This is a genomic window from Corynebacterium tuberculostearicum SK141 (assembly GCF_000175635.1).
GTDB lineage: Bacteria > Actinomycetota > Actinomycetes > Mycobacteriales > Mycobacteriaceae > Corynebacterium > Corynebacterium tuberculostearicum_C.
Map to the genome: position 1 here is coordinate 64,554 of NZ_ACVP01000012.1, position 22,897 is coordinate 87,450.

Consider the following 22,897-nt stretch of genomic DNA (forward strand, 5'->3'; position numbering starts at 1 on the left):
CCCGCTAGCTTAGCAACTACTTCCGCGCCTCCGCGCGCTGGCCGGTGGGAAGCACGAAAGACAAGATGACGAGCACCGCGGCCAGGATGAGCACCGAGATGACCTGGTTGCGCGCGGCCGGATCAAAGAGCATCAGCAGGGTCAGTCCGGCCAGGGCGGCGGCCGTAACCCACGGAAGCCAGGGGAATCCGGGTACGTGGATCTCGGTCAGCTCGCCATTATCGCGCAGGACGGGGTGCAACTTGATAAAGGAAGCCACGATGAAGGACCAGATGACCAGCAGGCACCCTCCGACCGCGTTGAAGAGGAAGGCCAGAAGCCCTGGCGGGTTCCAGAACTGCAGGCCCACCGAAGCGAAGGCGAAGACCATGGACAAGATGACGGCGTTGATGGGGGAGCCGGCGCGGTTTTGCTTGAGGAAGAAACCCGGGGCGCAGTGGTCCTTGGTCATATCAAAGACCAAGCGGGAGGTGGCGTAAATCTGCGCGTTGAAGGCAGACAGCAGTGCTAGGGCGATAATCGCCTCCATGAAGCCGGCCGCAAAAGGAATCTTGGCGGCCGCGAGCACCAGGGTGAAGGGGGAATCCGCCGCCACATCGGCGTCCTGGATGGAGCTAAACGGCAGCGCCATGGTGATCACCACGATAGAGCCGATGTAGAAAATCATGATGCGCACGATGATGGCGCGCACCGCAGTGGCCACGTTATGCGCCGGATCCTCGGACTCGGCGGCCGCGATGGTCACCAGCTCGATGCCGCCGAAGGCAAAGGCGACAGCCAGCAATCCAGCGGCGAAGCCAGGCATGCCATTGGGCAGGAAGTTATCGGTGAAATTGGTACCGGCCAAGGAGACATCCATGCCCGGCAGGATGCCCAGCGCCATGAGTGCGCCGATGACGAGGAAGGCGACGATGACTCCGACCTTGATGATGGCGAACCAGAACTCGAACTCACCAAAACCGCCCACGGCCGCGAAGTTGACCACCGCGAAGAAGGCCACAGCAATAAGCGCTGGAATCCACGGGGCAATATCAAACCAGTTGGAAATGATGGCGGCCGCGCCGGTGATTTCAGCGCCCATGACCATGATCAGCATGAACCAGAAAATCCACCCCATGGTAAAGCGCGCCCAGTGACCGAAGGCCTGGCCAGCGTAGGTGGAAAATGACCCCAAAGAGGGGCGGGCGGCGGCCATTTCACCCAGCATCCACATCACCAGTGCGATGAGCGCGCCGGCTACGGCATAGGAGATGAGCACGGAGGTGCCGGAAATCTGGATGCCGAGGCCCACGCCGAGGAAGAGGCCGGCGCCTACGGCGGAGCCAAGGCCCATCATCGTGAGATGGCGGGATTTCAATTGAGTGCCTTCGGCCATTGTTATCACCTTAGGGAGGACGAATTATTTGCAGTGAAGTGAACTTTACACAATGCGGTGAGCTGCGCGGAGCGCTAGCATGGCGCTTTGTGACTTTAGATCTATATGCAGACCCCATCGAACTAACCAAGGCGCTCGTGGATATTCCGAGCCCCTCCCACCATGAGGAGGCCATCGCAGACGCCATCGAAGAAGCGCTGCGCGGTTTGGACGTCGAGGTTGCCCGCTACGGCAATACCGTGTGCGCCCGCACGAACCGCGGGCTAGATTCCCGCGTGGTGCTCGCCGGTCACATTGATACCGTTCCGTTGGCAGAAAATGTACCGCATCACATGGAAACCTCTGAAGGCGGGGTAGAGATTATGTGGGGCTGCGGCACTGTGGACATGAAGTCCGGCATGGCCGTCTACCTCAATGCCTTTGCCCAGCTGCACGAAGCCGGTGAGCTCAAGCATGACCTCACCGTCATCGCCTACGAGGGCGAAGAAGTAGCCACTGAATTTAATGGCCTGGGCCACCTGCAAAAAGACCACCCAGAGTGGCTCGAGGGCGACTTCGCCCTGTTAGGCGAGCCCTCCGGCGCCATGGTCGAGGCCGGCTGCCAGGGCTCCATCCGCCTGCGCGTGACCGCCCATGGCACTCGTGCGCACTCAGCCCGCGCCTGGCTCGGCTCCAACGCAGCACACAAGCTCGCGCCCATCATGAGCCGCATCGCCGCCTATGAGTCCCGCGATGTCACCATCGATGGCTGCACCTACCGCGAGGGCCTCAACATCGTCCACCTCGAGTCGGGCGTTGCCACCAATACGCTGCCGGATGAGGCATGGATGTTTGTGAACTTCCGCTTTGCGCCGGACCGCACGAGCGACGAGGCGCTGGAGTATATGAAGTCCATCATCGGCGAGGAAGAAGATGTCACCATCGAGATCGATGACATTGCACCGGCCGCCCAGCCCGGTTTGGGCCAGCCGGCGGCCAAGGCTCTTATCGACGCCGTCGGGGGCAACGTTCGCGCCAAGTACGGCTGGACCGACGTTGCCCGCTTCTCTGAAATGGGCACCCCGGCCGTAAACTTTGGCGCCGGTGACCCCGGGTTCGCGCATAAGAAGGATGAGCAGGTCCCCACCGCGCAGATCACCGAAGTATCCACCGCCCTCCTGAACTACCTGAAGGGATAACCATGACTCCTGAGCAGATGCGCACCCTGCGCGGCCCGATGCTGCTGCGCACCGAAGGCGAGCAGGCCTCCACCTTTGACCAGCGGCTCTTGGAGTCCGGCGCGGACCATGAGTGGCAGCACGCCGATCCGTGGCGCGTCCTGCGCATCCAAGGCGAGTTCGTCGCTGGCTTCGATGCGCTTTCCAAGCTGCCGAAGGCCGTTACCGTCTTCGGCTCCGCGCGCACCACGCCGGAGGATGCGAGCTACCAGCTCGGCGTCGAGGTCGGCCGCAAACTGGCCGAGCACTCCTATGCCGTCATCACCGGCGGCGGCCCCGGCATCATGGAGGCAGCCAACCGCGGCGCCCACGAGGCCGGCGGGCTCTCCGTGGGCTTGGGCATCGAGCTTCCCCACGAGCAGGGCCTTAACGAGTATGTGGATCTGGGCCTGAATTTCCGCTACTTCTTTGCCCGCAAGACGATGTTCTTGAAGTACTCGCAGGCCTTCATCTGCCTGCCTGGTGGCATGGGCACGATGGATGAGTTCTTCGAGGTCATGTGCATGGTCCAGACCGGAAAAGTGACCAATTACCCCATCGTGCTCATGGGCACCGAGTACTGGTCCGGCCTGCTGGAATGGATGGAAAAGACCCTGGCGGCCAGCGGCTATATCAACGAAGGTGACCGAGAGCTTTTCCTGCTTACCGACGACCCCGATGAAGCCCTCGCCCACATCATCCAGCGCCACCAAGTCATGAGCGATAAGCGCATCAGGGAGCCGCGTTGAGCCTCGCGCGTGTGATGGCGATTGTCAATCGCACCCCGGATTCCTTCTATGACAAGGGCGCAACCTTTGACCTTGACCCGGCGCTGCGCCGTTGTGATGAGGTGATCGCGGCCGGTGCGTCGATCGTCGATATTGGCGGTGTGAAGGCTGGCCCCGGCAAGGCCGTGAACGCGGCGGAGGAAATCGACCGCGTGGTGCCGACCATCGAGAAGGTGCACGAGCGCCACCCGGACGTGCTCATCTCCGTCGATACTTGGCGCAGCGAGGTAGCCGAGGCAGCCATCGCAGCCGGCGCCGGCCTGGTCAATGACACCTGGGCCGGTTGGGACCCCGAGCTCATCGAGGTCGCCGGCCAGCACCGCGTGGGATACGTGTGCTCGCACACTGGCGGCATTACCCCGCGCACTAGGCCGCACCGCGTGCATTTCGATGATGTGGTGGCCGATGTCATCGCGGAAACCACCCAACTGGCCGAGCGCGCCGCCTCCCTCGGCTGTCCGGAGGATTTGACCTTCATCGATCCGACGCATGACTTTGGTAAGAACACCTTTCACGGGCTCGAGCTCCTGCGGCGCATTGACGAGATCGTCGCCACCGGTTGGCCGGTGCTCATGGCGCTATCCAATAAGGACTTCGTGGGCGAGACGCTCGACCGCGGGGTAGGCGAGCGCGTGGCCGGCACCCTGGCCGCTACCGCGTGGTCCGCCGCCCGCGGCGTGGCCGCCTTCCGCGTCCACGAGGTGGCCGAGACCGCCGATGTCATCCGCATGACCGCCGCCATCCAAGGCGAGGTGGCCCCGCTAGTCACTACGCGAGGCCTTGCATGAGCGTCTCTGTAATCATTCCAGCGCTCAACGAGGAGGGCACCGTCGCGGACGTCGTGCGCGCCTGCCTCGCCGATGACCCCCTGGAAGTGCTCGTCATCGACGCTGACTCCACCGACGCCACCGCCTCCCGCGCTGCCGCTGCCGGAGCGGATGTGCGCAATTGGCGCGATATCCTCCCGGAGGAACCGCGCCCCGGTAAGGGCGAATCCCTCTGGCGCGGGGTTGCCGCGGCGAAGGGAGATATCGTCGTCTTTGTCGATGCCGACCTCGAATCCGCCGCGCCCGGCATGGTCTCGGCCTTGGCCGCGCCCTTCGCCGACCCCGCGGTGGAGATGGTCAAAGCCCGCTACCGCCGCAGCCTCAACGGCCAGCCCACCGGCGGCGGCCGCGTGACCGAACTGACCGCCAAGCCGCTCATCAAGCAGTTCTTTCCCGAGCTCGCCCACATCGCTCAGCCCCTTGGAGGCGAATACGCCCTGCGCCGCGCCACCGCCCTAGAACTGCCCTTCGTGGAGGGGTATGGGGTGGAAGCGGGGCTAATGGTGGACGTCGGCAAGCGGGGCACAATCGCACAGGTAGACCTGGGCACGCGGGTACACCGCAACCGGCCGCTGCACCAGCTGGCGCCGATGGCCGAGGTAGTCGCGCGCACGCTGCTCGCCCGCGCCGGGGTCATCGCTCCCGTTGCTCAACGCCCGCCGCTAAAAGGTAAGGTTTAAGCCATGCTGTCTTGGATTATGCTCCTGCTCGTCCTTATCGCCCTGACCGTCATCGGCACCTGGGTGTGGGGTTCCATCTTTGGCCGCGGCGAGGTCATGCACCCGCTCGACGAGCCGCAGAAGGTGCGCGAAAATAACCGCGCCGCCCTCCGTGAAGGTCGCCTTGACCAGGTAAAATTCGAGGTGGTTCCCCGTGGATACCGCCAGGACCAGGTAGACGATCTCCTCGCGCAACTGGAGGAACAACTATCTTCCGCGCAGAAAAGGTCTAAGCTGGAAGGAAAAGAAGTTAACTAAAGGAGACTCACTATGGCAGCAATGAAGCCGCGCACCACGGGCGGAGAAATGGAAGCAGTAGAGGAGTCCCGCAAAATTGTCATGCGCATCCCCTCGGATGGCGGCGGTCGCATCGTCATCGAGCTGAGCAAGGACGAGGCCGCCGAGCTCGGTTCCCTGTTGACCGAGGTTTCTAGCTAGTCTAGGTACATGCTTTCTCATATCGTCGACATTCTGGCCGATCCCAACGATGGCACCGCGCTTTCTGGTGCCGATGATTTCTCTCGCCTCGTTTCGGAATCCGGCCACTCTTATGATGTGGCCAAGCAGGGCTACGTCACCCTCGCGGCCGGCGCTGGACTCAAGCACAAGGGCGATGACATGGATATGGTCAACGCCCGTGAGACCTATCTGGCCATGGGCCATTTCGCGCCCTTCGTCGAGGCCGTAACCGGGGCCGTCCAGGACGCACTGGATTCCGCTTCCTTGGCCGAGTCCACGCCCGCCTCCCTGCTCGAGGTGGGCGCCGGCACCGGCTACTACCTGGCCCATACTCTGGACTCCATCGCGGAGGCCCGTGGCGTTGGCCTCGATATTTCCCCGCACGCCGCGAAGCACTTGGCTAAGTGCCACCCGCGCGTCGGCGCCGTTGTGGCCGATGTGTGGGAGCGCTTGCCCCTCCGGGATGAGTCCGTCGACGCAATCTCCGTCGTCTTCGCCCCGCGCAATCCCGCCGAGTTCCAGCGCGTGCTCGCCCCAGGCGGCCAGGTCATCGTCTTGACCCCCGGCGCCGGACACCTAGATGAGCTGCGCGAGCCGCTCGGCATCCTCGGCGTGGAAGAAGGCAAGGTCGAGCGCATGTATGAGCAGGCCGAGGGCTTCCTCGAGCAGGCGGCCGACCCGGTCGATATCTCGTTCCCCATCGAGCTTGATAAGGCCTCCGTTGCCGCCCAGGTGGGCATGAGCCCGTCCGCGCGCCACATCAGTGCCGGCGAACTCGCCGAGCGCATGGCCGCGTTGCCCCCGACGCTCACGGTCACCGCCCGCGCCCGCTTGGATCGCCTCCGCGCCGTCTAGCTCCCGGCTGGCCCCAGCCACCTCCACCGTCCTTCGCGCTCACCGGAAGCGCGTGGGGCGGTTCTTTTCGTCTCCCCAGTGAGCGCGAGGGGAGGTTTCCCCCTTGCCGCTCACCGGCACACGCTTTCCGACGCCCCAGCTTCTCCCCGTGAGCGCGAAGGACGCGTGTGAGGGAGCTAGGAGAGACGCAGCCCAGCGATGTGGATTGAAAACGAAATCCCCGCTCTTGCCGCTCACCAGGAGAGGCGGAACCGCGGTGGGCGGCCGCGCCGGTGAGCGCGAAGGGCGGGGGGAGGGACGGAGAGAGACGGGTTGGGTGAGGAGGGGCGAGCCAGGAGGATTAAAGCTTGGAGCCGGAGCGCTGCCAGTCCTGCTCGATGACGGCATCGCCGGAGGTCTCGACCCGCAGGCCGGAGCAGCCGCCTTCGAAGTAGACGCGGGAGGCCATCGCGATGAGGCCACCGTCGACGAATACCTCGACGGTGGAGCCGTCTTGAATGATGGTGAGGGTATCGGAGTCGCCCTCGGCAAGCGTGGCGGTGGCGGGCTCGGAATCGGCGAAACAGTGGTCGAAGGCTTTGTTCATGGAGCGATCGAGGCTGATGTCATCGCCGGAGTGGCAGATGGTGGCGGCGGGGTCACCGGCGCCGTCGAGAAGCGTGACAGTCACGCAGGAACCGGAAGGGACCTCCATGACGCCGGTCCAGGAACGGGCGTAATCGGAGAGCTTGACGGCATCGGGCAGGCCGCGGGCGGGTGCTTGGTAGAGGACGCCGCCCTCGAGGGTGACTCGGCGGGGCAGGGACAGGGCATTGGCCCAGCCTTCGGCCTCCCAGGAAGCGTGCTTGGTGGCGTCGTCGCCGCGGCCGTTGCCGTTGAGGAGGCCGACGATGACGGCCCGCTCGTAGCGCTGCTCTGGGGTGAGAGTGCCGGTGGTCGTATTGGTATTGCGCGGACGGGAGAAATCGTGGCCGAAGTCTACGCGGCGGAAGCCGGAGACCACGGTAAAAGTAGTGCCCTCCAGCCGGCCGACGAGGTAGCCGGAGACGTCGCGGCCGCCGCGCTCTAGGGTGACGAAGAGGACGTCGTAGATATTGCCGTCGACCTCATCGCGCAGGCGGACCAAGCGCGGCGAGACGACCGGCGGGATGGGCGAGGTAGCGGGGACCTCGCCTTCGAGGAAGCCAGGGTCGCCGTCGAACTTGAGGCTGCCGCGCAGCCGCCAAGACACGCCATCGGCAGATTCGAGGATGACGGGAACCGGGGCGTCGGAGTGGCCGGTGAGCGCGAGCATGAGCCAACCGTCGTGGCCGTCATCGCGGTCCTCGGAGGCCCAATCGGGCACCACGGAGGGGGAGCGGAAGTGATCAAAGTTGCGGGTATTGCCTACGACCTCGCCAAAACGAACGACATTGGGGTCGAGGGCCTGGGGGTCATCGGAGACCTCGCAGATCTCGTCCACATCGGCGTAGCGGGCGAGGTGAACGGAGATACCGGCGGCGGTCACGGAAGTGAAGTAAAGGTGGATATCGTCCGGGCCTTGGGCTACGGAACCGGCACGCAGGGAGAGCTCGCCGCCAACGGGCGCGAGGGCATCGTCGCAGTCCAACCAGTCAAAGGGAGACTCTTCGGAGTAGGTGTGTCCCCAGCGGGCAGGGGAGTCCGCGGTGGGGCGGTACTGGTGGAACAGGTGCCAGGTATCGCCGTCACGCAGGATTCCAGCGGGGGCGTCGAGGACGCCGTCTTCGGGGACAAAATGCAGTTCGGGGCGGTGAGTTGTCACGGCTATCCTTCCTTAAATCAGGCTGCGGTAGATATCGACGGTCTGGGCGGCAATGGTAGCCCAAGAGAAATCACGGATGGCGCGCTCTCGGCCGGCGCGGCCAAATTCCGCGGCGCGCTCTTTATCGGCGGCGACGTCATTGACGGCGGCGGCGAGGTCGGCTTCGAAGGCGGTGGTAGCGGCGGCGTCGTAAGGCACCAGTATGCCGGTTTCGCCATCGACCACAACCTCCGGAATGCCGCCTACGTTGGAGGCGACAACGGCCGTGCCGCAGGCCATAGCTTCCAGGTTGACGATGCCGAGCGGCTCGTAGATGGACGGGCAAACAAACACATCCGCACCGGAGTAAATCTGCTGGACCTCGTTGCGCGGGAGCATGTCCTTGACCCAGAAAATGCCATCGCGCTGGGCACGCAGTTCCTCCACCAGCGCCTCGGTCTCCGCCGCGATTTCGGGCGTATCGGGCGCGCCGGCGCACAGCACCAGCTGGATATCCGGGTCGAATTTCTGCGCCGCCTGCAGCAGGTGCTTTACGCCCTTTTGTCGGGTAATGCGGCCAACGAAGGCAACGATGGGGCGTTGCTTATCGACGCCCAGCTTGTCCAACACATCTCCCTCTCGCGGCTGCCACAGCTCGGTGTCGATGCCGTTGAGGACGACGTGGACCTTGGAGGCGTCGATCCGCGGGTAGGCATCCAGGATGGAGTCCTTCATGCCGGCGGAGACGGCGATGACGGCGTCGGCATATTCCATGGCGTTCTTCTCGGACCACGAGGAGACGTCATAGCCGCCGCCGAGCTGCTCGCGCTTCCACGGGCGGTGCGGCTCCAGCGAGTGGGCGGTGACCACGTGCGGAATATCGTAGAGCTGGGCGGAAAGATGGCCGGCGAGGCCCGTGTACCACGTGTGGGAATGGGCGATGTCGATATCGGAGGCGGCATCGGCCATGCGAAGCCCGGTGGACAAGGTCTTAAGCGCGCCATTGGCACCCTCGAGTGCGGGGTCTACGCCGTGTACAAAGACGTCTTCTTCTTCGCGCGGGGAGCCCATGCAGTGCACGGAGACATCGATGATATCGCGCATAAAACGGGTGAGTTCAGCTACGTGAACTCCGGCCCCGCCGTAGATTTCCGGCGGGTATTCTTTGGAAAAGATTCCGGCTCTCATGCCCACCCAGAATACGTATCTCTGGTGCCGCGTGCAGAAATACGGGATGGGGGTAGAAATGTGCATATATCTGCTGCGAAATGTGGGATTTGCGGTTAGGTTTGAAAACGTGAGAAGCCTGCCAAATGTCCTAGCCATCGTCCTCGCCGGCGGCGAGGGAAAGCGCCTTTTTCCCCTGACCGAAGACCGCGCCAAACCCGCCGTGCCTTTCGGAGGTTCCTACCGGCTCATTGACTTTGTCCTGTCCAATCTGGTCAATGCCGGCTACCTCAAGATTGCGGTGCTGACCCAGTACAAGTCCCACTCCCTGGACCGCCACATTTCCCAGGCATGGAACTTGGCGGGGCCGACGCCGCAGTACATTGCCTCGGTGCCTGCCCAGCAGCGCCGCGGCAAGCGGTGGTACAACGGTTCGGCGGATGCCATTGTGCAGTCGCTTAACCTCATCTATGACGAGAAACCGGATTACGTCATCGTCTTCGGCGCAGACCACGTCTACCGCATGGATCCGGCGCAGATGGTAGAAGAGCACATCGCCACGGGGCTGGATTGCTCGGTGGCCGGCATTCGCGTGCCGCGCGAGGAGGCAACGGCCTTTGGATGCATCCAGGCCGATGGCATGGGAACCATCACGGAGTTCGTGGAAAAGCCTGCGGACCCACCGGCCACTCCGGATGACCCAAATATGAGCTATGCCTCGATGGGCAACTATGTCTTTACGGCGCAGGCGCTTATTGACGCCCTCTTGGAGGACGAAAAGAACGAGGACTCCGCCCACGATATGGGCGGCGATATTATTCCGTACTTTGTGAAGCGTGGGCAGGCGCATGTCTATGACTTCATGGCCAATGAAGTGCCGGGATCTACCGAACGCGATCACGGCTACTGGCGCGACGTGGGCACCATCGATTCCTTCTACGAAGCGCACATGGACATGATTTCGGTGCACCCGATCTTTAACCTCTATAACCGGAATTGGCCGATTCACTCCACGGATGACTCCAATTTCCCGCCGGCGAAGTTCGTGCAAAATGGCATCGCGCAGTCCTCGATGGTGGCGCCGGGCTGTATTATTTCCGGCGGCACGGTGCGCAATTCCGTGCTGGCGTCCGATGTCCACGTGGCCGATGGTGCCACGGTCGAAGGATCGGTCATCCTGCCGGGCGTGCGCATCGGCCGTGGTGCGGTGGTGCGCCGCGCGATCCTCGATAAGAACGTCGTCGTCAGCGATGGCGCAATTATCGGCGTGGACCGTGAGCGCGATGAGGAGCGCTTCAAGGTTTCTGACGGCGGCGTGGTTGTCGTCGGCAAAAACCAGAAGGTCTAGAGCTTCGTTACGAGGGTGAGCCCGGACCCCAGCGGCAAGCGGGTGACGTTTGCGCCCTCGAGCTCGCGCAGGTACTCGTCTGCTTCGCGGGCGGCGGCGGTGTCGCGGTCGGTCCGGGAGGCGTCGGCAAGCGTGCCATCGAGCAAAGAATTAGCCAAGACCAGGGTGCCGCCCTGGTGCAGCAGTGGCCACGCGGCCTTGATGATGGCGGGGAGCTCGAGCGCGGCGACGTCGGCGTAGATGACCTGGTAGGCGTCATTAGCCAGGCGGCCCATGACTTCGAGTGGGCGGGACGGCAGGAAGCGGCCGCGCGAGGGCGCATAGCCCGCCTCGCGGAAGGCGGTCTTGGCGCTGCGCTGGTGTTCAGCCTCGGGGTCGATGCAGGTCAAGATGCCATTATCGGGCATGCCGGCAAGCAGGTAGAGGCCTACCACATTGGCGGCCGGGGTGATCGCCACGGACTGGGGGCGTTCGGTAGAGCCGGCCGAGGCGGCCGTCAGCGTGGTGAGCAGCTGGCCCGTTGATTCATCTGGAACGGGCAGACCGTACTCTTCGGCGTGGTCGCGCGCGCCACGCAGGGCAGCGGAGGGCTCGCTGGTGGTCTCGATATAGGAACGCAGTGCTTCATATGCGGTAGTAGTCACGTAATAGACCTTAGGGAAAAGTGTCCGCCGATGTGGCAAAAACGCGCCTAGCCAGCGAGGTTGTGGTGGGTGGGGATAATGTGACGGACTCACAGGAAATTATCAGCACTGTGGCTGGAGTTTCACCATGAAGTGTAGAAAGATGACATGCATGACAACAACGAAGCGCGATGCCGAATCCCTTCAGCCCGCCACCCCTGAGGCGGAGTTGACCGGTACCGCGGCGTTCGATGCCGGCGAAGCCGACATGCCAGCCTGGGGTGACCTCGTGGCCGAACACGCCGATGGCGTCTACCGCTTGGCGTATCGCCTCTCCGGCAACCAGCACGATGCAGAGGACCTGACCCAGGAAACCTTCATGCGCGTCTTCCGCTCCCTGGATAAGTATCAGGCCGGTACGTTTGAAGGCTGGTTGCACCGCATTACCACCAACCTCTTCTTGGACATGGTTCGCCATCGCTCCAAGATCCGCATGGAGGCCCTGCCGGAGGATTATGAGCGCGTGCCCGGAACGGATATGACCCCGGAGCAGGCCTATACCGTGGCCAACCTGGACCCGGCGCTGCAATCCGCGCTCGATGGCTTGGCTCCCGATTTCCGCGTGGCCGTGGTGCTGTGTGATGTCGTAGGTATGAGCTATGACGAGATTGCGGAGACCCTCGGCGTCAAGATGGGTACGGTTCGCTCCCGCATCCACCGTGGCCGTTCCCAGCTGCGTGCGGCGCTCGAAAAAGAGGCGCAAACCAATGCGGAAACCCGCATGCTGCTGCGCACGCGTTAAACCATCGCGCGCTAAACTCTAAAGAAACTGCATAGTCCCCGCCGCCGGCGGGGACTTTCCGTGTCACTGAAGGCCAAGCAACTAGTGGAGGAGGGTGTCGATGGACTCGCTGCGAGGACGCCGGACCGTGTCCACGCTGAGCGTGCGCGGCGGATTCGATGCCGCCCAGGCCAAAGCCCGCGATAAGGCGAAAGCCAAGGCTCGGCGCAGCGATACCATCGGGCACCTCGGCCCAGAGGCTGTCGTTGCCTTCGTAGACGGGGAGATGGAGCCGAAATTCATGCACCGCGTGCGCATCCACTTGGTGCACTGCGCCGAGTGCCGCGCGGATGTGCACCAGCAGCGCCATGCCTCAGAGTGGGTTCGCCACTGCGCGGATTCCGCTAAGGTCAAGGCGCCGCAATCCCTGCTGGCAAAGCTCGCGGGCATTGCCACCGAAGAGGTTGCGCCCGGGCCGGATGCGGCAACGCCCGTGCACCGGCCGCAGCAGGATTTTTTGGACAAGGTGGAGATGGTGGTTCGCGCAATCAAGCACAATCAGCGCGGCTAAGAGTGAGGGACTAGTATTTAACCGTGTTTTCTTCCATTGGTTGGCCCGAGATTTTCGTCATCGTGGTTTTGGGCATCATCGTCATCGGCCCGGAGCGCATGCCCGAGGTGATTAAGGATGTGCGCGCGGCCATCTACGCGGCGCGCAAGGCCATCAATAACGCCAAAGCGGAGCTCAATGGCGAGATGGGGTCGATTACCTCGGAATTCGATGATATCCGCGGCCCGCTCACCCAAGCAGCCCAGTGGACGCGCCTCGGCCCGAAGGGCGCAATTACCAAGGCGCTTTTCGACGGCGACGATTCCGCCTGGGACGATTTCAACCCCAAGAAAATGGCAGAAAACGTCAAGACCGCTACCGCGCCACAGGAGCCGGAGGAACAGCCGCAGCCTCAACCGCAGCAGCAGCGCCGCCCGAGCTTCGACTACTCCCAGGTCTATGCCGAGCAGCCGCAGCCAGAGCCTCAGCAACGCCCTCAAGCGCCCCAGCCAACGGAGCAGCCCGCGCCAGAGAAAAAGCCGCCACGTGGTGGGGAAGAATCCACCGGCGGCGGCTTGTGGGGCGATGTAACCTAAGGCGTTAGTTCACGCCCAAGTTGAGGTTTTTGCCCACCAGGGAATCAGAACGTATGGCCAGCTTATCGGCCACTGCCTGGATCTGTTGGGCGGCGGGGGACTCGGGGGAATCGAGAACAATCGGTGTGCCGGCATCGCCACCGCTGCGCAGGGTGGGATCCAACGGCACGGAGGCCAGCAGTGGCACCTCATGGCCCAAGATGACGCCTAGGCGATCGGCCACAATCTGTCCGCCGCCAGAGCCAAAGACATCCATGGTGGAGCCATCCGGCATCACCATGGCGCCCATGTTTTCAATTACGCCGGCCACGCGCTGGCGGGTCTGCTGGGAGATGGATCCGGCGCGCTCTGCCACCTCGGCCGCCGCGGCCTGCGGGGTGGTGACAATGAGTAGCTCCGCATTCGGGATGAGCTGGGCTACGGACAAGGCGACGTCGCCAGTGCCCGGAGGCAGATCCAAGAGCAGCACGTCGAGGTCGCCCCAGAAAACGTCAGCCAGGAATTGCTGTAGCGCGCGGTGGAGCATGGGGCCGCGCCAGACTACCGGGGCATTACCCTCCACAAACTGACCGATGGAAATGTGCTTAATGCCATGAGAAATCGGCGGCAGCAGCATCTCATCATCGAGCACGGTGGGGCCGTCGGTGCAGCCCAGCAGGTTGGGTACGGAGTGGCCGTAAATATCGGCGTCCACGATGCCAACCTTGAGGCCCTTCTGGACCAATGCCGCGGCAAGGTTGACGGTCATGGAGGACTTGCCTACGCCGCCCTTACCGGAGGCCAGCGCGAAAACGCGAGTGGTGGAATCTGGCTTTGCAAATGGGATTTCCGGCTCGGCTTGGCCACCGCGCAGCTTCTTCTTCAGCTCGCGGCGCTGCTCGTCGCTCATGGCTTCCATCGTCACCGTGACGTTTCCAACGCCCTCGATATCCTCTACCGCAGCGCGGGTATTGGACTCGATGGTGGATTTCATGGGGCAGCCAGCGATGGTGAGGTAGATTTCCACGGCCACGTCATTACCGGTGACGGTAACGGACTTCACCATGTTGAGTTCGGTGATGGGGCGGCCGATTTCGGGGTCTTCGACGCGGGAGAGTGCCTCGCGTACGGCGGATTCAGTAATAACGCTAGACATAACCCTTGCCATCTTAGTCACGCCGCAACAGGAGGTAAACACGCCCTCGGTGTAGAATCAGCTAGACGCTCACGCGCCGCTAACTAAAAGGAGAAGAGTATCGCTATGCGCAGCTTTGCCCGCCCCGCCCGCGCCATTGCCGGTGTGGTGCTGTCCGCAACGCTGCTTACCGGCTGCTCTTCCCAGTTCGATGCCAACCCTTTTGCCAAGAGCCCCCAGAGCGAGCCCATCGGCATTTTGGTGGATACCAATGAGACCGACCAGCTTGTCCTTGCGGAAATCTTCCGCCAGGAGCTGATGGGGCAGGGCCGCGAGGCGTCCATTGTGAAGGAAGACATTTTCCTAGACACCAAGGGTGGGCGTTCCATGAACCCGGGCGGCAATTTCTATGTAGGCTGCACCGGCGCGTTCCTTAATATCCTTAACCCCGGTGAGGCGCGGGCGATTTCTAAGGATTACAAGAAGGCACAGAAATCCTCCGAGCCCGGCGGGGAGGACTACCTGGCCCGCACCCACATTGCGCTCATGTCGAGCTTGCCCACGGATACCACCACGGTCGAGCCTTCCGGTGCCAGCGGCTGCGAGGAGGCTGAGCCCGAGTTGCCAGAGAATTTCGTGGTGCTCTATCAAGACGATCTTTTCGACCGCGAAGAGCGCCAGGCCGTGGCCTCGCTGACTAAGTTCATTACCCAAAAAGATCTCTCTGACATGGTCGAAGAGGTAGAAAACGACGACTCCAGCGCGGAGAAGGTCGTACGCTCCTGGATGAATTCCTCCGGTGGCGACATCGCCCATGAAGAAGGCGACTCCGATTCTTCCGGCGGGTCGAATCTCACTGGTTCTTAATATTTGACCGTTGGCAGGTTTGTGTGAGTTTCCCGGGCTTGTTGGCAACTTGGAGCTCCTGATGGTTAGCAACCGGCAGACCAACACCTCCACAGGATCAAGGACACGTGTGACTCGATATGGAACCATTCTGGGCTCGTGAATACCGACGCTAGTGCTTTTCATTGCTCCCGGGTTTGAGTGACAAGCATCCGCGACACGATTGGACATATCGAGTAAGCGCGTTACTTCTTAACCCGCTCCCTTGGCGCTCATGGGAAAGCGACCGCCAAGACAACAGTGTTCCGCTGGTGAGCGCGAAGGAATCGGAGATGAGAAAAGACGTGAGAGGGCAAGAACGCCGAGGGAGTGCTCCGGCAGAAGCAAGAACTGAAGTTTTACTAATGCTGACGTCGGCATGAGTAAACCCCAGCGAGGAGGTCCTCACTGGGGTTTAAACGGGGTAGAGGCGACTAGATGTCGAAGGCCTCTTCCAGCAGGTTCTTCTGCTCAATCTGGTGCACCTTGGCGTTACCGGTGGCAGTAGAGGACTGAGCACGGCGGGAAACGCGTACCAGCTCCGGCATATCCGGAATCAGGGTGCGCAGGTGCTCGTTGTAGAACGGCCATGGGCCCTGGTTGGCCGGCTCGTCCTGAACGAAGCGGACCTGGGTGGCATTCGGGTAAGCCTCGAATGCCTCGCGCAGGCGGTTGAACGGAATCGGGTGGAGCATCTCCACGCGGACGATGGCGATGTCATCGCGGCCGTCGGCCTCGCGCTTCTTTTCCAGATCCCAGTACAGTTTGCCGGAGACCAGCATGATGGTCTTGACCTTGTCGGTATCGCCGACCTTCTTGCCGTTGACGTCAACGAAGTTCGGGTCGTTGATAACGGACTGGAAGCGCTTGACCTCGGTGAAGTCTTCCACGGCGGAGGTAGCTGCCTTGTTGCGCAGCATGGACTTCGGGGTGAAGACGACCAGCGGGCGCTTCATTTCACCGAGTGCCTGGCGGCGCAGGAGGTGGAAGTGGTTAGCCGGGGTAGAAGGCTGAGCCACGGTCATGGAACCCTCAGCGCACAGCTGCAGGTAGCGCTCGATGCGGGCGGAGGAGTGGTCTGGGCCCTGGCCCTCGTAGCCGTGCGGCAGGAGGAGTACCAGGCTGGACAGCTGGCCCCACTTCGCCTCACCGGAGGAGATGTACTCGTCGATGATGGTCTGGGCGCCGTTGGCGAAGTCACCGAACTGTGCCTCCCAAGCCACGAGAGCGTCTGGGTTGCCCACGGTGTAGCCGTACTCGAAGCCCATGCCGGCGAACTCGGTCAGAGCGGAGTTATAAACCATGAACTTGCCGCCGTTGCCCTTGGAGGTGGCGATGGCGTGCATCGGGTTGTACTCGTTGCCGTTGCGTGGATCGAAGGTGACGGCGTGGCGCTGGGTGAAGGTACCGCGACGGGAATCCTCACCAGCCAGGCGGACAACCTTGCCCTCGCCGGCCAGGGAACCGAAAGCGATGAGCTCGCCCCAGCCCCAGTCGATGCCGCCCTCGCGGGAGGACTTCTCGCGCTCCTTGGCTACCTTGCCCACGCGCTTGTGGTACTCGAAGTCCTCTGGTGGGTTGCCATAAGCGGCACCCAGCTCGGCGAGTTCCTCAGCGGTAATGGAGGTATCCAGGCCGCGGGTGAGCTCCTGGGAGGAGGTGATGCCGGTCTGCTCCTTCGGGCGGGCCTTGCCAGCTTCCTTGTGCTCAGCAAAGACGGATTCCATCTGGTCGTGGAAGTCGCGTGCGGCTGCCTCAGCGTCCTCGGCGGAAAGGTCACCACGGCCGATGAGGTCGTTGGTGTAGTGCTCGCGCACTGCCTTGTGCTCGTCGATGACGGAGTAGAGCTCCGGCTGAGTCATGGACGGGTCATCGGCCTCGTTGTGACCGCGCAGGCGGTAGACCATCAGGTCAATGAAGACGTCCTTGCCAAACTGGCGGCGGTACTCGGCTGCCATCTGACCAACCCAGACAACTGCCTCTGGGTCATCGCCGTTGACGTGGAAGACCGGGCAGTCGAAGCCCTTGGCCAGGTCGGTGGCGTAGTGGGTAGAGCGGCCGGAGTCCGGGGTGGTGGTGAAGCCCACCTGGTTGTTGACCACGATGTGGACGGTGCCGCCGTTGGTGTAACCGCGCAGCTGGGACAGGTTGATGGTCTCCTGAACAATGCCCAGGCCGGTGAAGGAAGCATCACCATGGAGCATGACTGGAACAACGGTGTGGCCCTCTGGACCCTTGTCCAAGATGTCCTGCTTAGCGCGGGCGATGCCCTCCATGACCGGATCCACGGCCTCAAGGTGGGATGGGTTGGCGGCGAGGGTGACCTTGATTTCGCCATCGCCAAACATCTGCAGGTGGTGGCCCTCGGAGCCCAGGTGGTACTTCACGTCACCGGAGCCGCCGAGCTGGCCGCCCTTGTAGTTGCCGTCGAACTCGCCGAAGATATCGGCCAGTGGCTTGCCCACGATATTGAACAGGACGTTGAGGCGGCCGCGGTGCGGCATGCCGATGACGACCTCGTCCAGATCCTGGCCGGCGGCGGTATCGATGATGGAATCCAGCAGCGGGATGAGGGTCTCGGCGCCCTCGAGGGAGAAGCGCTTCTGGCCCACGTACTTGGTCTGCAGGAAGTTCTCGAATGCTTCTGCGGCATTGACCTTCTGCAAGATGTACTTCTGCTCCGCGTTGGTCGGCTTCGGCATACCCGCCTCCAAGCGGTCCTGCAGCCAGCCGCGCTCATCGCGGTCGAGGATGTGGGTGTATTCGGAGCCGACCTTCAGGGTGTAGGCGGCGCGCAGGCGGGACAGCACCTCGCGCAGGGTCATCTGCTCCTTGCCGCCAAAGCCACCGACGTTGAAGGTGCGGTCCAGATCCCAAATGGTCAGGCCGTGGGTCGCGATGTCGAGGTCGCGGTGGTCCGGGTTAGGCAGGCCCGGCTGTACCCAGCCCAGCGGGTTGGTATCGGCCAGCAGGTGGCCGCGGGAGCGGTAGGACTCGATGAGCTGCATGACGCGGGTGTTCTTGTCCACGCCGGAGTTCGGCACGTCCTGTGCCCAACGCAACGGCTCATAAGGCACGCCCATGGAGGAGAAGAGGTCGTCCCAAAAGGCGCCGTCGACAAGCAGCTGGCCAATGGTACGCAAGAATTCGCCGGACTCTGCACCCTGGATGACGCGGTGGTCATAGGTGGAGGTCAGGGTAACCAGGCGGCCGACGCCCAGGTCTGCCAAGCGGTCCGCGGAAGCACCGGCGAACTCGGCCGGGTAATCCATGGAGCCCACGCCAATGATGGAGCCGGCGCCCTTGGTCAGGCGGGCGATGGAGTGGCGGGTGCCGATGCCGCCTGGGTTGGTGAGGTTAATGGTCACACCAGAGAAGTCATCCATGGTGAGCTTGTTCTTGCGAGAACGGGTAACGATGTCCTCGTAGGCCTCAACAAACTCGGAGAAGGACTTGCTCTCGCACTCCTTGATGGCGGCGACGACCAACGCGCGGGAGCCATCCTTCTGCGGCAGGTCAATGGCCAAACCCAGGTTAATGTGCTCCGGCTGGATGACATAAGGCTTGCCATCCTTTTCCTCGTAGCGCACGTTCATGTCAGGGTGCAGCTGTACGGCCTTAACCATGGCGTAGCCGATGATGTGGGTAAAGGAGATCTTGCCACCGCGAGTGCGCTTGAGGTGGTCATTGATCATGGAGCGGTTTTCCCACATGAGCTTGACCGGCATATCGCGCACGGTGGTAGCGGTAGGAATCTCCAGGGATTCCTCCATGTTCTTCGCAATGGCCTTGAACATGCCCTTGAGCTGGTGCTCCTCGCCGCCCTTGTAGTCTTCGATGCGGTCGAGCGGGGACTCGGACTTCTTCACGGACTGCTTGGCCTTAGCGGACTTTTCCTGCGCCTTGGCCACGGACTTATCCACGTTGGTCTCGCGGGCCTCCTGCTTGCGGGCGGTAGTCGTACCCTCAGTCTTCTTCGCGGCAGGCTTAGACGGCTTCTTCGGGGCTTCCTTGGCAGGTGCCTCAGACTTGGGCGCGCCGTTTGCTTCGAAGTAGTCGCGCCACTCCTTATCTACGGAGCTAGGGTCCTTGGAGTACTGCTGGAACTGCTCGTCTATCAGCCACGCATTGGGGCCGAAGATATTCGATGTGCTCACGGCAGGTATTCGCCTCATTTCTCTGCTTTAAAATGGTCGTTTATTCGACTTTAGTGCGGCCTTTGCACGAGCGCATGCGTCACTCGCCAAAGAGTCTGCCTACATGATACGGGTCATACCCCTAAACTCACTATGTTAGGGGTATCAATTGCCCCACTTATCGGTTCCCGGCTACCCCTAGGCTTGGGTGAGGGGAGAAAGCTGCTCGCTGGCGTGCTCGATGACCTGCTTGGCCAGCTTGCGGTTGGCGGTAGTGCCGAGCACGGCGCCGATGCCCATGGGCATGAGCTTGCTGATCCACGCCCACTCCAGGCGCTTGGTGATCTGCTTGGTAAAAAGCTTGGTCAGGCGGCCGTTGATTCCAGACAGCGTCGGGCCGGAGAAACGGGACAGGCTAGCGGCCGAGCGCATGCCCGCCACGCTATTGAGATCACCCACAAAGGTATCCACCAAAGCGGAGCCCTTCGAACCGGTCAGCACCAAAAGTACAAGGGCGCGGCGGCGCTCGGGGGACTTGATGTCATCGCCATGCAGGTAGGCCGAAGCCAAGATGTACCACGCGGTCGCCTCCAAAAAGACCACGGATTCGCCGGCGATGGTAGCTGCGCCGGTTACCAAGCCAACACCTGGGATGGCAGCGGAAGCGCCCGCGGCCGCACCCGTGCCGGAGGTGATATTAAGGAAGTGCTTGTCAATGAGCTCCTGTAGCTGCTGCGGGCTCGCGTCCTTATTACGCTTCTTTAAGTTCTCGACGTACTTGATGATGACGCCGGACTGCACGGCCACTGCGCGGTCCAGGGAATTGAGGAGCGCGGAGGTAAAGCGGTTGGTATCTTCCGGATCGATGTCATAGGTATCGACGGTGTCGACCTCGGCGGAGTTGTCCTTTTTGTCTTTAGTAAATAGACCCATTTTTCCTTCTCTTTCGCTAAAACTTATCTGCGCCCAGCATAGTAAAGGCTCTATTAATGCGCCGCCGCGCCGCAACGAGATCGCCGAGGGCATGCAAGCGACCTAAGCTAGTGGGTATGGTTACGCCGCACGAGAACAACCGCGACTCCGAGGGTTTCCCTCTGGAGGAGTCTTCTGCGGCGGCGCGCCTTAAAGCGGAGCAGGCCCACGAACGCGCCCGCCGCGCGCACGAAGAGGCCCAAAACGCCCTGGCAGATGAGCTCACCGTGCGCACTACCTCTGGGTGGGTGCGCGGCGTTATAGAGGAGGACCTGCGCACCGATCGCCCCATTAGCGCCGGGCCGGTGCTTACCTGGCGCGGCATCCCGTTTGGTGATACCACCGCCGGGGACAACCGCTTCCGCGCCCCGCAGCCCGCACCGGCTTGGGAGGGTGTGCGCGATTGCAGCCAGTTCGGCCCACCGGCCCCGCAGCCCACGTATTCCTGGACCGACCGCATTATCGGCTCCGAGGACTGCCTGCACCTCGACATCGTGCGCCCGCGCACCGAAGAGAAGCTTCCCGTGGTGGTCTACCTGCACGGCGGCAGCTTTATCATGGGCTCCTCTCACATGCTTATGCTCCGCGGTTTTGAGCTGGCCACCCGCATGGACGTGGTCTACGTATCCATTAACTTCCGCCTCAACTCCCTGGGCTATTTGGATCTGCGCAGCCTGGGCGGGGACTGCAGCGCTAACCCGGCGGTGGCCGATCAGATCCTGGCGCTGCAGTGGGTGCGCGACAATATCGCAGCCTTTGGCGGCGATCCTGATTCCGTCACCCTGATGGGCGAGTCGGCCGGTGGCGCGGCGGTGCTCACCCTCATGACGAGCCCGGCCGCGGAAGGCCTCTTCCACCGCGCTATTGCCCAGTCCCCGCCGATTGCCATGATCCATTCCCGCGCCCAGTCCACCTTGTGGGCGCGCGAGCTGGTGCACCGCATGGCCTTGCCCCGGCGCACCTCGGTGGAGGACCTGCGCCAGGAAAACTTTGCCGATCTGGTGCGCTCGGGCCAATCCATGATGTGGCGGGCCGGCGAGCTCATTCACCTCAATTCCTGCTACGCGCCCACGGTGGATGATGAGCTCATTCCGGAACACCCCATCGCCGCCTTTGAAAACGGGCACCAGCACCAGATTCCGCTGCTCATCGGCACGAACTCGGACGAGGCTAGCTTTGGCAAATTCCTCTTCCAGCGCCAAAGCTCCCGCGAGCGCGCCGCCTTGCGCCTCCTGGCTTCCTTCGATCCCCAGCACGCCCCCGAGGTCGTCGCTGCCTATGACGGGGCGGTGGCCCGGGAGGACTTTGCGCACCTGCTTGCCGACGCCCTCTTTTGGGCACCTTCCACCCGCATCGCCACCGCCCATGCCAAAGTGGCACCCACGTGGATGTATCGCTTCGACTTCGCCTCTGCCGTGCTCAAGTGGTTGGGCCTCGGTGCCATGCACTCGATGGAGCTGGGCAATGTCTTCGGTGACCCTTACTCCTCGCGCGCATCTTTCCTTACCAATTGGGGCTCGCGCGCGGAGATGGAGGAACTTACTGCCACCATGCAGCAACACTGGTCTGCCTTTATCCACGGCGGCCGCCCGGAGATGAGTTGGCCGCGCTACGGGTCCACTCAGCGCGCCACCATGATCTTCGATGCCGAGGCCTATATTGAGCACGCCCCGCACGAGCTCAAGCGGCAAGCCTGGGAGGGCTACCGCATGTTGGAGTGGGGAAGTGGGCGCCCGGAGCTGGTGAGATCTTTGGGCTTCCAACCATCCGGGTGGGAATAACGGTAGACTCCACAGTGACCGCGGGCGGCGGCTTGCCTACCGTGGGAACCTCTGCTTCCGAAGGATGGATTTTAAACCACCATGAGCTTTTTCGAAGATATTGCTTCTGCATTGGATGCCGAGGGCATCGAGTCCCGCGTCAACGATGACGTCATGTTCGTTCCAATCACCTCTGATCTGGAAATCCAATTTATTGAAATCGATCCGCTTCTCCCCGCCGCGAACGTCTACATTGCCGCGGCGGATGTTGATGAAGACGATGAGGAATTCGAGGCAGTCCTTGTCTCCGTCGCCTTCTCGGTAGATGATGCCGTGGAGGCGGTATCCCGCCACATCGCCACCGACCAGGTCGTCACCGTCCTGCGGGACCTGCTGGAGGGCACCGATGAGCGCATCGCGGAACTGGAATTTGCCCAAGATGAGCTCAACCCGCACCTCGTCGTGGCTGAAGTGGCCAATGACTCGGAGCTGCGCGTGCTCGTGGAAACCATCGACGGCGTCCCGTCCGCCATCGTGCGCTTCCTTGCCTTCGACTTCGACGAAGACGATCTCGATGACATGGAGGATGAGGCAGTCGCCCTCGCCTGGGAAGTGGACGAAGAGGATGAGGACCTCGACGAGGCTGACCGCCTCGCCCTCTTTGATAACGCCGAGTTTGATGATGTTCCCATCGTGGAGGTTCCCGCCGAGGCCCTTGAGCTTGGCACCTACACCGACTTCGATCGCCTCTTTGATGTCCTAGGCCTCGTCTCCGAGCAGGCCCTGGACTGGGAAGCACAGCTCGTTTCCTTCGATGACGAAGACTACGAAGAGCCTGACGTCTACGACATCTTCGGCGAAGACGACGAGGACGAAGACGAGGACTACTTCGACGGCGACGATGCCGACCTGGACGACGAATCCGACGCCCCCGCAGCCGACGAAAAGTAATCCCGGCCTTCCCATAGCCCAGCCCCGCCGCCT

Annotated in this window: 21 protein-coding genes; 14 read left to right on the forward strand and 7 right to left on the reverse strand. The window is 62.5% G+C overall.

Going from position 1 to position 22,897, the window contains the following annotated elements; genetic code table 11:
- Positions 1–16 precede the first annotated feature (16 nt).
- A complete protein-coding gene (locus CORTU0001_RS03805; RefSeq protein ID WP_005327504.1) occupies positions 17–1,375 on the reverse strand; it encodes an amino acid permease in 1,359 nt (452 codons plus the stop codon).
- Between the two features lie 89 nt (positions 1,376–1,464).
- On the opposite strand from CORTU0001_RS03805, the gene dapE reads away from it, so the two are divergent.
- Genes dapE through CORTU0001_RS03835 form a run of 7 tightly spaced genes read left to right on the forward strand, consistent with a single transcriptional unit; the run spans position 1,465 to position 6,219 of the window.
- The gene (gene dapE / locus CORTU0001_RS03810; RefSeq protein WP_005327505.1) at positions 1,465–2,553 is read left to right on the forward strand and encodes a succinyl-diaminopimelate desuccinylase; all 1,089 of its coding nucleotides are present in this window, start codon (positions 1,465–1,467) and stop codon (positions 2,551–2,553) included.
- A gap of 2 nt (positions 2,554–2,555) precedes the next feature.
- Positions 2,556–3,320, forward strand: a complete 765-nt coding sequence (locus tag CORTU0001_RS03815; protein ID WP_005327506.1) for an LOG family protein — start codon at positions 2,556–2,558, stop codon at positions 3,318–3,320.
- Between the two features lie 14 nt (positions 3,321–3,334).
- Positions 3,335–4,147 carry a dihydropteroate synthase gene (gene folP / locus CORTU0001_RS03820; RefSeq protein WP_034668124.1) on the forward strand — a complete coding sequence of 271 codons (813 nt, stop codon included), beginning with the start codon at positions 3,335–3,337 and terminating at the stop codon, positions 4,145–4,147.
- Positions 4,144–4,866, forward strand: coding sequence for a glucosyl-3-phosphoglycerate synthase (locus CORTU0001_RS03825; RefSeq protein WP_005327509.1), 723 nt, complete (start codon positions 4,144–4,146; stop codon positions 4,864–4,866). The genes folP and CORTU0001_RS03825 overlap by 4 nt, the downstream gene beginning before the upstream one ends.
- Positions 4,867–4,869: 3 nt before the next feature.
- Positions 4,870–5,163, forward strand: a complete 294-nt coding sequence (locus CORTU0001_RS03830) for a DivIVA domain-containing protein (protein ID WP_005327512.1) — start codon at positions 4,870–4,872, stop codon at positions 5,161–5,163.
- A 12-nt stretch (positions 5,164–5,175) separates the two neighbouring features.
- Positions 5,176–5,343, forward strand: coding sequence for a DUF3117 domain-containing protein (locus CORTU0001_RS11400; protein WP_005323535.1), 168 nt, complete (start codon positions 5,176–5,178; stop codon positions 5,341–5,343).
- Positions 5,344–5,352: 9 nt separating this feature from the next.
- Entirely contained in the window at positions 5,353–6,219 is an 867-nt protein-coding gene (locus CORTU0001_RS03835) for a methyltransferase domain-containing protein (protein WP_005327514.1), read from the forward strand.
- A 340-nt stretch (positions 6,220–6,559) separates the two neighbouring features.
- On the opposite strand, the gene CORTU0001_RS03840 is transcribed toward CORTU0001_RS03835, so the two are convergent.
- Together CORTU0001_RS03840 and glgA are read right to left on the reverse strand one after the other, a co-directional pair.
- Positions 6,560–8,002, reverse strand: a complete 1,443-nt coding sequence (locus CORTU0001_RS03840; protein ID WP_005327515.1) for a GH32 C-terminal domain-containing protein — start codon at positions 8,000–8,002, stop codon at positions 6,560–6,562.
- A gap of 12 nt (positions 8,003–8,014) precedes the next feature.
- Positions 8,015–9,169, reverse strand: coding sequence for a glycogen synthase (glgA, locus tag CORTU0001_RS03845; protein WP_034668178.1), 1,155 nt, complete (start codon positions 9,167–9,169; stop codon positions 8,015–8,017).
- Positions 9,170–9,278: 109 nt separating this feature from the next.
- Here glgA and glgC point away from each other — a divergent pair, with 109 nt between their 5' ends.
- A complete protein-coding gene (glgC, locus tag CORTU0001_RS03850; RefSeq protein WP_005327517.1) occupies positions 9,279–10,496 on the forward strand; it encodes a glucose-1-phosphate adenylyltransferase in 1,218 nt (405 codons plus the stop codon).
- On the opposite strand, the gene CORTU0001_RS03855 is transcribed toward glgC, so the two are convergent.
- On the reverse strand, positions 10,493–11,140 hold the full coding sequence (locus tag CORTU0001_RS03855; RefSeq protein WP_005327519.1) for an O-methyltransferase: 648 nt from the start codon (positions 11,138–11,140) through the stop codon (positions 10,493–10,495). The genes glgC and CORTU0001_RS03855 overlap by 4 nt on opposite strands.
- A 151-nt stretch (positions 11,141–11,291) precedes the next feature.
- On the opposite strand from CORTU0001_RS03855, the gene sigE reads away from it, so the two are divergent.
- The 3 genes from sigE (at position 11,292) to CORTU0001_RS03870 (ending at position 13,046) form a co-directional block, all read left to right on the forward strand.
- Complete coding sequence (sigE, locus tag CORTU0001_RS03860; protein ID WP_005323510.1) at positions 11,292–11,921, forward strand: RNA polymerase sigma factor SigE; 630 nt, start codon at positions 11,292–11,294, stop codon at positions 11,919–11,921.
- Between the two features lie 100 nt (positions 11,922–12,021).
- Positions 12,022–12,471, forward strand: coding sequence for an anti-sigma factor family protein (locus tag CORTU0001_RS03865; protein ID WP_034668126.1), 450 nt, complete (start codon positions 12,022–12,024; stop codon positions 12,469–12,471).
- Positions 12,472–12,494: 23 nt separating this feature from the next.
- The gene (locus CORTU0001_RS03870; protein WP_005327521.1) at positions 12,495–13,046 is read left to right on the forward strand and encodes a twin-arginine translocase TatA/TatE family subunit; all 552 of its coding nucleotides are present in this window, start codon (positions 12,495–12,497) and stop codon (positions 13,044–13,046) included.
- 4 nt (positions 13,047–13,050) lie between these two features.
- On the opposite strand, the gene CORTU0001_RS03875 is transcribed toward CORTU0001_RS03870, so the two are convergent.
- Positions 13,051–14,181 (reverse strand): Mrp/NBP35 family ATP-binding protein, encoded by a 1,131-nt coding sequence (locus tag CORTU0001_RS03875; RefSeq protein ID WP_005327523.1) that lies wholly within the window; start codon positions 14,179–14,181, stop codon positions 13,051–13,053.
- Between the two features lie 105 nt (positions 14,182–14,286).
- On the opposite strand from CORTU0001_RS03875, the gene CORTU0001_RS03880 reads away from it, so the two are divergent.
- A complete protein-coding gene (locus CORTU0001_RS03880) occupies positions 14,287–15,027 on the forward strand; it encodes a hypothetical protein (protein WP_005327525.1) in 741 nt (246 codons plus the stop codon).
- 452 nt (positions 15,028–15,479) lie between these two features.
- Here the strand turns inward: CORTU0001_RS03880 and CORTU0001_RS03885 are convergent, their stop codons facing one another.
- Positions 15,480–19,202, reverse strand: coding sequence for a multifunctional oxoglutarate decarboxylase/oxoglutarate dehydrogenase thiamine pyrophosphate-binding subunit/dihydrolipoyllysine-residue succinyltransferase subunit (locus CORTU0001_RS03885; protein ID WP_005327527.1), 3,723 nt, complete (start codon positions 19,200–19,202; stop codon positions 15,480–15,482).
- A 177-nt stretch (positions 19,203–19,379) separates the two neighbouring features.
- On the reverse strand, positions 19,380–20,114 hold the full coding sequence (locus CORTU0001_RS03890; protein ID WP_005323499.1) for a hypothetical protein: 735 nt from the start codon (positions 20,112–20,114) through the stop codon (positions 19,380–19,382).
- A gap of 116 nt (positions 20,115–20,230) precedes the next feature.
- Here CORTU0001_RS03890 and CORTU0001_RS03895 point away from each other — a divergent pair, with 116 nt between their 5' ends.
- Both CORTU0001_RS03895 and CORTU0001_RS03900 read left to right on the forward strand, forming a co-directional pair.
- The gene (locus CORTU0001_RS03895; protein WP_005327529.1) at positions 20,231–21,934 is read left to right on the forward strand and encodes a carboxylesterase/lipase family protein; all 1,704 of its coding nucleotides are present in this window, start codon (positions 20,231–20,233) and stop codon (positions 21,932–21,934) included.
- An 81-nt stretch (positions 21,935–22,015) separates the two neighbouring features.
- Positions 22,016–22,864, forward strand: coding sequence for a hypothetical protein (locus tag CORTU0001_RS03900; protein WP_005327531.1), 849 nt, complete (start codon positions 22,016–22,018; stop codon positions 22,862–22,864).
- Positions 22,865–22,897: the final 33 nt, after the last annotated feature.